The sequence below is a fragment of the Streptomyces sp. genome (genome assembly GCF_035563135.1).
GTDB lineage: Bacteria > Actinomycetota > Actinomycetes > Streptomycetales > Streptomycetaceae > Streptomyces.
In genome coordinates this window covers 1-8,269 of record NZ_DATMVN010000195.1, presented here as the reverse complement: position 1 = coordinate 8,269, position 8,269 = coordinate 1, and the positions used below count along the sequence as shown (strand labels likewise).

Annotated in this window: 8 protein-coding genes; 5 read left to right on the top strand and 3 right to left on the bottom strand. The window is 72.9% G+C overall.

Annotation, left to right across the window (positions count from 1 at the left end; translation table 11 throughout):
* The coding region (locus VN520_RS08570; RefSeq protein ID WP_325746252.1) for a CHAT domain-containing protein at nt 1–578 on the top strand (578 nt) is incomplete at its 5' end.
* Nucleotides 579–719: 141 nt separating this feature from the next.
* Complete coding sequence (locus VN520_RS08565; protein WP_325746251.1) at nt 720–1,169, top strand: hypothetical protein; 450 nt, start codon at nt 720–722, stop codon at nt 1,167–1,169.
* Nucleotides 1,170–1,207: 38 nt separating this feature from the next.
* Here VN520_RS08565 and VN520_RS08560 read toward each other — a convergent pair whose 3' ends face one another.
* Both VN520_RS08560 and VN520_RS08555 read right to left on the bottom strand, forming a co-directional pair.
* Nucleotides 1,208–1,780, bottom strand: a complete 573-nt coding sequence (locus tag VN520_RS08560) for a sigma-70 family RNA polymerase sigma factor (protein ID WP_325746250.1) — start codon at nt 1,778–1,780, stop codon at nt 1,208–1,210.
* A gap of 656 nt (nt 1,781–2,436) precedes the next feature.
* Nucleotides 2,437–3,318, bottom strand: a complete 882-nt coding sequence (locus VN520_RS08555; RefSeq protein WP_325746249.1) for an alpha/beta hydrolase — start codon at nt 3,316–3,318, stop codon at nt 2,437–2,439.
* A 427-nt stretch (nt 3,319–3,745) separates the two neighbouring features.
* Here VN520_RS08555 and VN520_RS08550 point away from each other — a divergent pair, with 427 nt between their 5' ends.
* Together VN520_RS08550 and VN520_RS08545 are read left to right on the top strand one after the other, a co-directional pair.
* The gene (locus VN520_RS08550) at nt 3,746–4,546 is read left to right on the top strand and encodes an alpha/beta fold hydrolase (RefSeq protein ID WP_325746248.1); all 801 of its coding nucleotides are present in this window, start codon (nt 3,746–3,748) and stop codon (nt 4,544–4,546) included.
* 313 nt (nt 4,547–4,859) lie between these two features.
* Nucleotides 4,860–5,927, top strand: coding sequence for a PHB depolymerase family esterase (locus VN520_RS08545; protein ID WP_325746247.1), 1,068 nt, complete (start codon nt 4,860–4,862; stop codon nt 5,925–5,927).
* A gap of 133 nt (nt 5,928–6,060) precedes the next feature.
* On the opposite strand, the gene VN520_RS39580 is transcribed toward VN520_RS08545, so the two are convergent.
* On the bottom strand, nt 6,061–6,354 hold the full coding sequence (locus VN520_RS39580) for a TOTE conflict system archaeo-eukaryotic primase domain-containing protein (RefSeq protein ID WP_414719798.1): 294 nt from the start codon (nt 6,352–6,354) through the stop codon (nt 6,061–6,063).
* A gap of 471 nt (nt 6,355–6,825) precedes the next feature.
* On the opposite strand from VN520_RS39580, the gene VN520_RS08540 reads away from it, so the two are divergent.
* On the top strand, nt 6,826–8,269 hold a 1,444-nt coding region (locus tag VN520_RS08540), incomplete at its 3' end, for a DUF4407 domain-containing protein (protein ID WP_325746246.1).

The window sequence follows — 8,269 nt, the reverse complement described above, 5'->3', positions numbered from 1 at the left end:
GTGCGATGGCGACGCGGAACGCCGACGCGGTGGTGCTCGTGGCCGGCCCCCGGCTCCCGGGTGCGGTCGCCGAGGTCGAGGCTGTGCGCCGGTGCCACGGGCGGCCCGCCGTCCTCACCGGAGAGGCGGCCACCGTGGCGGCGACCACTGACGCGCTGGCCGGCGCGGGGCTGGCCCACCTCGCCTGTCATGGTCGGCTGCGCGCGGACAACCCGACCTTCTCCGCTCTCGAGCTGGCCGACGGGTGGCTGACCGTGCACGAGCTCGACCGCCGGGGGATCGCACCCCGGCGGGTCGTCCTCGCCGCCTGCGACTCCGCCGCCGACGTCGCCTACGCCGGCGACGAGCTGCTCGGGTTCGTCAGCGCCCTCCTGGCGCGGGGGACGACGGGGGTCCTGGCGAGCACGGTCGCCGTCGGTGACGTCGAGTCCGTCGACCTCATGCGGCAGGTGCACCGCGGGCTGGCCGACGGCCGGACCGTGGCCGACGCGCTGCACGCCGCGCGCGAGCGGCTCGACACCGCCGACCCGCGCCAGTTCGTCCACTGGTGCGCCTTCGGCGCCTACGGGGGCGGTTGACCCCGGCGGAACAGGTATCACGAGCCCGTGCACGGCCTCTGGTGAGGAGCGGCACGGCCGCGGCCGGTGCTGGCAGCCCGCCGCGCCGCGGGGCACCATGCCCGTGCAGGACCACTGCGGTGGCGAGGGGAGGTGGGGGAGATGACGGCACCGGGACCGGGTGAGGACGACCTGCTCGACGAGCTGGGTGCGGCGGTACGCGCAGCCGGCACCCCCACGGCGGCGATGTCCGACGCCGCCCGCGTTGCCTTCTCCTGGCGGACCGTCGACGCCGAGCTCGCCGCGCTGGCCTCCGACTCGCTCGTCGACGAGCCGGCGGGGGTGCGCGGGAGCTCCGCCGGCCCCCGCGACCTGGTCTTCGAAGGCCGGGATTCGTCCGTCGAGGTCGCGCGGGACGAGGACTGCCTGGTCGGTCAGCTGGTCCCGGCCGGTCCCGGGCACGTGTCGCTGCTGCGTCCCGGCGGCGAGGTTGACCGCACGGAGGTCGACGAGTTCGGCCGGTTCCGGTTCGAGCGGTCGGTGACCGGCCCCGCCCGGCTGCGCTGCACGACCTCGTCCGGCGTCGTGGTGACCGAGTGGGTGCGCTTCTGAGGCGGGCGCCTCGGACCCCGAGCCTCGCACCTCCAGCCTCACACCTCCAGCAGCGCCTGCACCGCCCGGTGGGACCGGATCCGCGCGATCGCCCGGGCCCGGGTGGGCCCGATGCTGCCGATCGGCATGCCGAGACGTCGGCCGATCTCCTCGTAAGGGAGGGGAGGGTCCTCGATCAGCAGCAGCAGCAGCTCGCGCTGCCGCTCGGGGAGCTCGGCGAGGGCGGCGAGCAGGGCCTCGTGCCGTTCACCCTCGAGCAGGTCCCGCTCGAGGGCGGGCGCGGCGTCGTCCGGCCGTCCCCGGGCGTCGAGGTCAGCGGAGGGGACCGTGCGGTGCGCCCCATGGACGTGGTTGCACTCGTTGCGGGTGGTGGTCGCGATCCAGCCGGGCAGGGCCCGGGGCTCCCGGATGGCGCCGAGGTGCTCGACCAGGCGCAGCCACACCGTCTGGACGACGTCCTGCGCCTCCGCGTCCTGCAGTCGGTTCCGGCGCACGATCGACAGCACGAGCGGCGTGAACCGGTCGACGAGGCGGTCCCAGGCGGCGGAGTCCCCGTTGAGTGCACCGGTGACCAGGTCGGAGACGGTGTCCTCGTCCGCATCGGGGTCCACGTACCGTCCCCTCTCCTGTGCCGCCTGCCGGAGCAGGCCTCAGCGTAGTGACGGGATCACGGACGGCGGGGCGCGATCCGGCCATCGGATCCGGGCCGGCGGCGTCGGGAGGACCGAGGCGGCCCCGTCTTGACGAGGTCAGGCCAGGGCGGGCGACCTCCCCGGCGATGTCGGCCGCGACCGCCTCCGGGCGCAGCCCGTCGCGGATAGGCTCGGGCCCTCCGCCGCCCTGGCTCCGGGAAGCCGCAGAGGGACGTCTCGGTGACCTCGCCCATGTGCTGAGGGGCGCCGGGCGCTCCGGCTGGCCGGGTCGGTCGAACCGGATGCACGCGGTGACTCATCGGTGGCGGGTGCGCGACGTCACTGCACAGGATCGCGTCTGACCGAGCGGACCAGGACGTGGAGCAGCGGTGCCGCTCAACCGGGAGGGAGAGGGAGCAGCGCATGACCGAGCAGCCATACGGGCAGCCGCCACTGAGCGACGCGGCACAGACCCAGGCGCGCCGGGCCGTCGACGAGTCCGCCGCCCTGGCAATGCTGTGTCCGAGGGGCGACACGGTACACACGCACACGCTTCCGCCAGCGGGGTCGTTGACCGGGGCCTTTGCTCGGTAGCCATGGCGGCTGTCGAGGGCATGTCCGATCCTGCCTGGCGCTCAGCGCACCTTCGGCGGCCACAACGCGAGCTGGGTGCGCAGGGCGGTGACGAGGGCCAGGGGCTGGTCCAGCATCGGGTGGTGGCCTGCGCCGGGAAGCTCGACGACCGGCATGCCGTCCGGAACCAGCCGGGCCATCTCCCGGCCCATCGCTTCCCCGATCATCCCGTGCTGGCAGCGGAAGAGCACCGTGGGGGGAGTGAGCTGAGGCAGCTGGTCGCGCAGCCGTAGCAGGTTGCCGAAGACGCGCGGGTCGAACTTCCAGGTCCAGCCGCCCTCGACCTTCCGGAGGGAGGCGCGGGCCACGTGGTGGCGGACGTAGGGGAGCACCACATCCTGCGGTGGCAGCGTGCGGAAGCGTTCCGTGGCCTCCGCCGCAGTCGGGTACACGCGGTGCGGACGGCGACGCTCACGTACCCGCTCCTCGTCCGGCGGCGAGTCATTGAGGGCGGAGTCGATGACGGCGATGGCGGACACGGTCTCGGGGAGGTCGACGCCGATGGTCACCGCCACCCGGCCTCCCATGCTGTGGCCGATGACGACCGGGCGGTCGAAGCCCTCACGGGCCGCGACCGCGACGACCTCACGTGCCCACTGGTGCGAGTCGTAGCTCTCCCGGTGACCGCTGTCGCCGTGGCCGGACAGCTCCACGGCGAGCTCCCGGTGCCCTCCCAGCTGCGGAGCGACGTGATCCCACCATCCCGCGTGCGCGGTTCCACCGTGGACCAGCACGACGCCAGGCGCGCCGGCGTCGCCCCCGTCGCCCCACACGCGGTAGGCGATGGGAACGCCCTCGACGGGGACCTGGCGGTGCTCCGGCCGATGAGCGAGCGCCTGCCGGAACCACGCCGGGGCATCGGGAGTGGTGGCCGGCTCGGTCATGGTCATCCTCCTGAGATCGCGCCTGCTTCCGCATCTTCCAGGCGCTTGCAGCTGCCGCGTCCACGGGGCTCCTGTCCCACCACGGAGCCCCAAAGGTTCGGTGCGCCGCCGCACGCAGCGTGCGCAGCATGTGATTGCTGACCGGCCGGCTGCGTGCTCCTGGGTCGTCGTCGCCGTGGTGAGGGCGCGCCGGCCCGCGGACCAGTGCCTTGAGCGAACATGCACAGACGGTGGGGTGTGCGTGAGCCGTGTCGAGGGACGACACGCTACAAGCGCACACGGCTGCGCATGGCGCCCAGGTCTTGCTGCAGCATGGATCCTTGTTCCCGAGGGTAGATGGGCGGACCTGGCCTTTCGAGGTGCGGTTCACGTGTGGGCTGCAGCTCCCGAGTCGGGCCGCCGGAATTCACGATGAAGGGAGCGGCCCGTGCCGTTCATCGAGCGTCCTGACACGGCCCGCATCGCATGGGAGTCCGACGGACCGGAGGACGCTCCCGTCGTCCTGCTGGTCATGGGGCTCGCCTACCCCGCCGCGATGTGGTTCCGGATCGTGCCCGCGCTGGCCGAGGGCCACCGGGTCATCCGCGTCGACAACCGGGGCGCCGGTCGCACCGGTGACGTTCCTGGGGCGCCGTACACGGTCGAGACCATGGCGGCGGACTGCCTGGCTGTGCTGGACGCGGCGGATGTGGCAACTGCCCACGTCGTCGGCCTGTCGATGGGCGGCCTGATCGCCCAGGAGATGGTGCTCACCGCCCCGGAACGGGTCCGCTCGCTGTGCCTGATCGCCACACACCCGGGCATCGCGCACGCCGTCATGAACCCGGAGGCGACGGCGATGCTGATGCGGCGCGCGCAGATGACGCCCCAGGAGGCGGCGGAGGCCTCCATTCCCTACAACTACGCGCCCGGGACACCGCGTGAGCGCATCGAGGAGGACTGGGCGGTGCGGTTCCCGCTCGCCGCCTCGAACCAGGGGTACCTGGCGCAGGTGGTCGGGTCGTCGCAATGGGACGGCTATGACCGCATCGTGGGCATCACCGCGCCGACGCTGGTCGTTCAGGGCGAGCTGGATGCGCTCGTCCCGCCGGAGAACGGCCGCACCATCGCCGGCCGCATCCCCCGCGCCGAGCTGGTGATGATCCCGAACGCGAACCACCTGCTGATGACCGACCAGCCCGAGCACGTGTCGAAGGTGCTCGTCGAATGGCTGGATCGGAACCGGTGACCCGGTCCACATTGGATCCGCCGACCGAGCTGCCATCTTCGCGTGGTCGGCTGCCGCCCACCGTCAACCCGCCCACGAGCGTGTCGGCATGAACAGCTGCCGTGCCGCCGCCTCGGCCGAAGCGCCCGCTTGCCGCCGGCGCCGACGTCGCCGCCTTGGAGGTCGGACCGCCCTCCCTCGTCTCGCCCGGACCTGACAGAAGATCGAAGAGCCGCCGCGCTCGGGGGCCACCCGCCCTGGGGGCGGTCCACATCTCCGGGTCCTCCGTCCTCGACGGGCAGCGGAGGCTCCAGCCCGTAGCCGAGGAGGGAAGATGGCACGTCGTTCCGGTCGGTCCTCGCGCAGCAAGCACGCCGCGCTGCCCCTCCTCCCGTTCCAGCCGGCTCCTCCGCGCAAGCGGAGTGCAGCTGCCCGCACGACCAAGGCTGCTCCGCTCGGCCTCCTGGCGCGCCGCACCGGAGCGCCGCGGACCAACCCCGCCCGGCAGGTGGGCGGACGCTGGCTGCGCTCCAGCCACAGCGGACCCGCTGGATCGCGGTCCTACGACGTCTACCTCCCCGCCGGCCACCGGCGGTACACGCCGGTCCCGCTGGTGGTGCTCCTGCACGGCTGCAACCAGACCTCTGAGCAATTCGTGGCCGCCACGCGCTTCACCGCGCTGGCCGACCGCCACGGCTTCGTCATCGCCGCTCCGCGCCAGACCCGCGGCTACCAGGCCGGCGGGTGCTGGCGCTGGTACGAGTCAGCGCACCAGTCACGCGGGGCAGGCGAACCGGCCATCCTGGCCGGCATCGCTGCGGAGATGACGGCCGAACGCTCCCGCTGGCGGATCGACCCGTCGCGGGTCCATGCCGCGGGCATCTCCGCCGGCGGCGCAATGGCACTCGTCCTGGCCGCCACCTACCCGGACCTGTTCGCCGCGGTCGGCGTTCACTCGGCGCCGGCCTACCGGTCGGCCAACAACGGCCTGAAGGCACTGGCCGCCATGCGCGGTCACGGGACGGTGGCCACACCTCTCCCCGGCGCGCGCATGGCGCCCCTCGTCGTCTTCCAGGGGACGGCGGATGCAGTGGTGCACGCGCGGAGTGGCCCTCTGCTGGCCGAGCAGTGGCTGGCGTACGACGCCGCACGGTCCCCCGGGCCGCGGGACCCGCTGCGGATCACCCGGTCCCGCGCAGGCGCGCCGCGCACGGCCGGCGGTCGCCGGTTCACCGTGACCCGCTGGTACACGGCGCGGGGACGCAAGCAGCTCGAGCACTGGCAGATCGAGGGGCTGGCACACGCGTGGTCCGGTGGGCTCGCCGGCGGTTCGTACAGTGACCCCCGGGGCCCTCGGGCCAGCACGGCCATGTGGCAGTTCTTCGCAGCCCACAGTCTCTGACGGCCCGCAGAACCGTCGGGGGCGGGGGACGACTGCCCACGATGTGGCGTCTCGATCTGCGGAACGGCGTGTTCGAAGGCGGCCGCCGGAACATGGTGGCACTCGTCGACGACGACCAGCCCGTAGCCGACGGTCAGCTGGGCGAGGGCGCCGGCGAAGTCCGCCGCCAGCCAGGAGCAGTGGTCGCCGTCCAGCCGCGGGTACCGACCGATCTCCAGCTCTCCGGAGAGGTGGCGGTGAGCACCTCCTCGGTCAACGGAAGGTTCCCACGCTCCGCCGCCGGGAGGCCCTTGCGCCAGCCACCTCGCACCGCGGGCGTCCAGCCCGACCGACCCGACCGGGCGTTCTCCCACCGGAGGGCGTACGCGTTCTGGCGGGCCGCGAACAACGCGCGAAGAAGGCGACCTTGGCCGCCGCCGGCGTGCACCGGACCGGGCGCTGCGTCGAACACGCCGGTCTGCGCCGGACCAGGTGATCGGGCCTCTGTCGTCAGCTCCAGCAGACGCAGCAACCGGGCGTTCGCGGCCCGCGCTCGGTTCACCTCGTCGCGCAGCGCCCAGAGCTCGTCGTCCAGATCGACGAAGGGCAGCGTGCCCTGCTCCGGGTCCGAGGTTCGGGCAAGCCCTTCATGATGCGCGAAAGCACCGAATGCGGTCTCTGCCCGGACTCGGCCGACTCGAGCGTCAACGGACGACCGCTCGGCTTTCCCGGCACGGCCTTTCGGTACCCGAGTGGCCTCGCAGCGAAGACGTCACCGGCAGGTCCAGGACGGTTCGGAACAGAACCTCTCCTGCGCCAGGCAGCTCCTGATGGCGGGATCCCATCATCGACAGGATCCGCCGATAAGTAGGGGAGGCGACGGTGCCATCCCCACCCCCGTCGCCCGGGGAGCGCAGTGATGACAGCTCGACTTCGGCGGATCGGTGACGGACTGGCCGGACTCGCTGGCGCCCACCCTGACCTCCTCGAGGCGGTGCCGACTGCGCGCGCCCGGTACGTCGCGCTAGGTGGCGTCCTTCTCAGCACCGGCGGGCTCGCCGTCCTGTCGGCGTCCTTCGCCGTGCACATGGCGCTCGGCGCGCCATGGCCCGTGGCGGTGGTCTTCGGTCTGGGCTGGGGCGTCGTCATCATCAACCTCGACCGGATGCTGCTGGTCGGGATGGCGTACGACTCCTCGATCCGGCGGAACCTCCTGCTCGCCATGCCGCGGGTCGCTCTTGCGCTGGTGCTGGGGACCGTGATCGCCACGCCGCTGACGCTGCAGGTGTTCCACCCCGAGATCGACACGGAGGTCGTCACGCTGCGCGCAGAGGCGGCGGATGCCCACAAGACCAGCCTCGATTCGGACGCGCGGTTCCGGCCGCTTCCTACGCTGCGAGCACGGGTGGCCGCCGAACAGGCGGTGATCGCCAGCGGCGGACGCACTGACCCGGCCTTGGCGGCGGTGCACGAGCAGGTGCGGATCGAGCAGGCGGCGTACGAGGAGGCAGTCCGCAGTCACCAGGAGCTGAGCTCACGGGCGCAGTGCGAACTCGACGGCACGTGCGGGACCGGGGACGCCGGGGACGGCACGGCCTACCAGGGCGCCAAGGCTGCGGCCGACGCTCAGGCAGCAGTCGTCTCCGCTGCCAAGACCCGCTTCGACGGGGCCGTCAGGGCTGCCGAAGATGGCGAGGCCCGCAGCAGCTCCCAGGCGCAAGCGGATCTGGCCACCGACCAGGCCACCCTGACCGGCCTGACCGCACAGCAGGACCGCCTCCAGGCGGCGTTCGAAGCCACGAACAAGGACGACGACGGCATCCTGATCAGGCTCCAGGCGCTGAACCGGCTGAGCGAGCGGAACAGCACCCTCGGGCTGGCGCATTTGATGCTCTCCCTGCTGTTCATCTGCATCGAGCTGCTTCCGGTGCTCATGAAGGTCCTGTCCAACTTCGGGCCGCCGAGCACCTACGACCAGCTGATGGGCCTGCGCGACGGCGGCAACCTCGAGGTCGAGCAGGTGCAGCAGCAGACGCGACGGGAGATGGAGGTGGCCCAGGCGGAGCTGCGGGTCATGGCCGAACGCGAGCGGGTGGAGCGGGAGAAGCAAGTGATCCTTGCGCGGCACGAGGCGGCCCAGGCGCAGAAGGCAGTCCAGGCGCGGGAGGCAGCGGAGGCTCAGGAGGCAGCGGAGGCGCTGGAGGCGGCGATGGCGCGGGAGGCGTCCGAGGCGCGGAAGGTCGCCAGAGCGAAGCGGGCGGCGGAGGCACGGGCAGCGGCCGAGGCGCAGCGGGCGGCCGAGGCTCAGGCAGCGGCCGAGGCGCTGGCCGTGGCCGAGGCGCGGCGGGCGGCCAGGGCGCGGC

Coding starts and splice junctions, on each gene's coding strand:
- VN520_RS08545 (WP_325746247.1), top strand. CDS start 4,860: ATGGCACGTCGTTCCGGTCGGTCCTCGCGCAGCAAGCACGCCGCGCTG.
- VN520_RS08565 (WP_325746251.1), top strand. CDS start 720: ATGACGGCACCGGGACCGGGTGAGGACGACCTGCTCGACGAGCTGGGT.
- VN520_RS08555 (WP_325746249.1), bottom strand. CDS start 3,318: ATGACCGAGCCGGCCACCACTCCCGATGCCCCGGCGTGGTTCCGGCAG.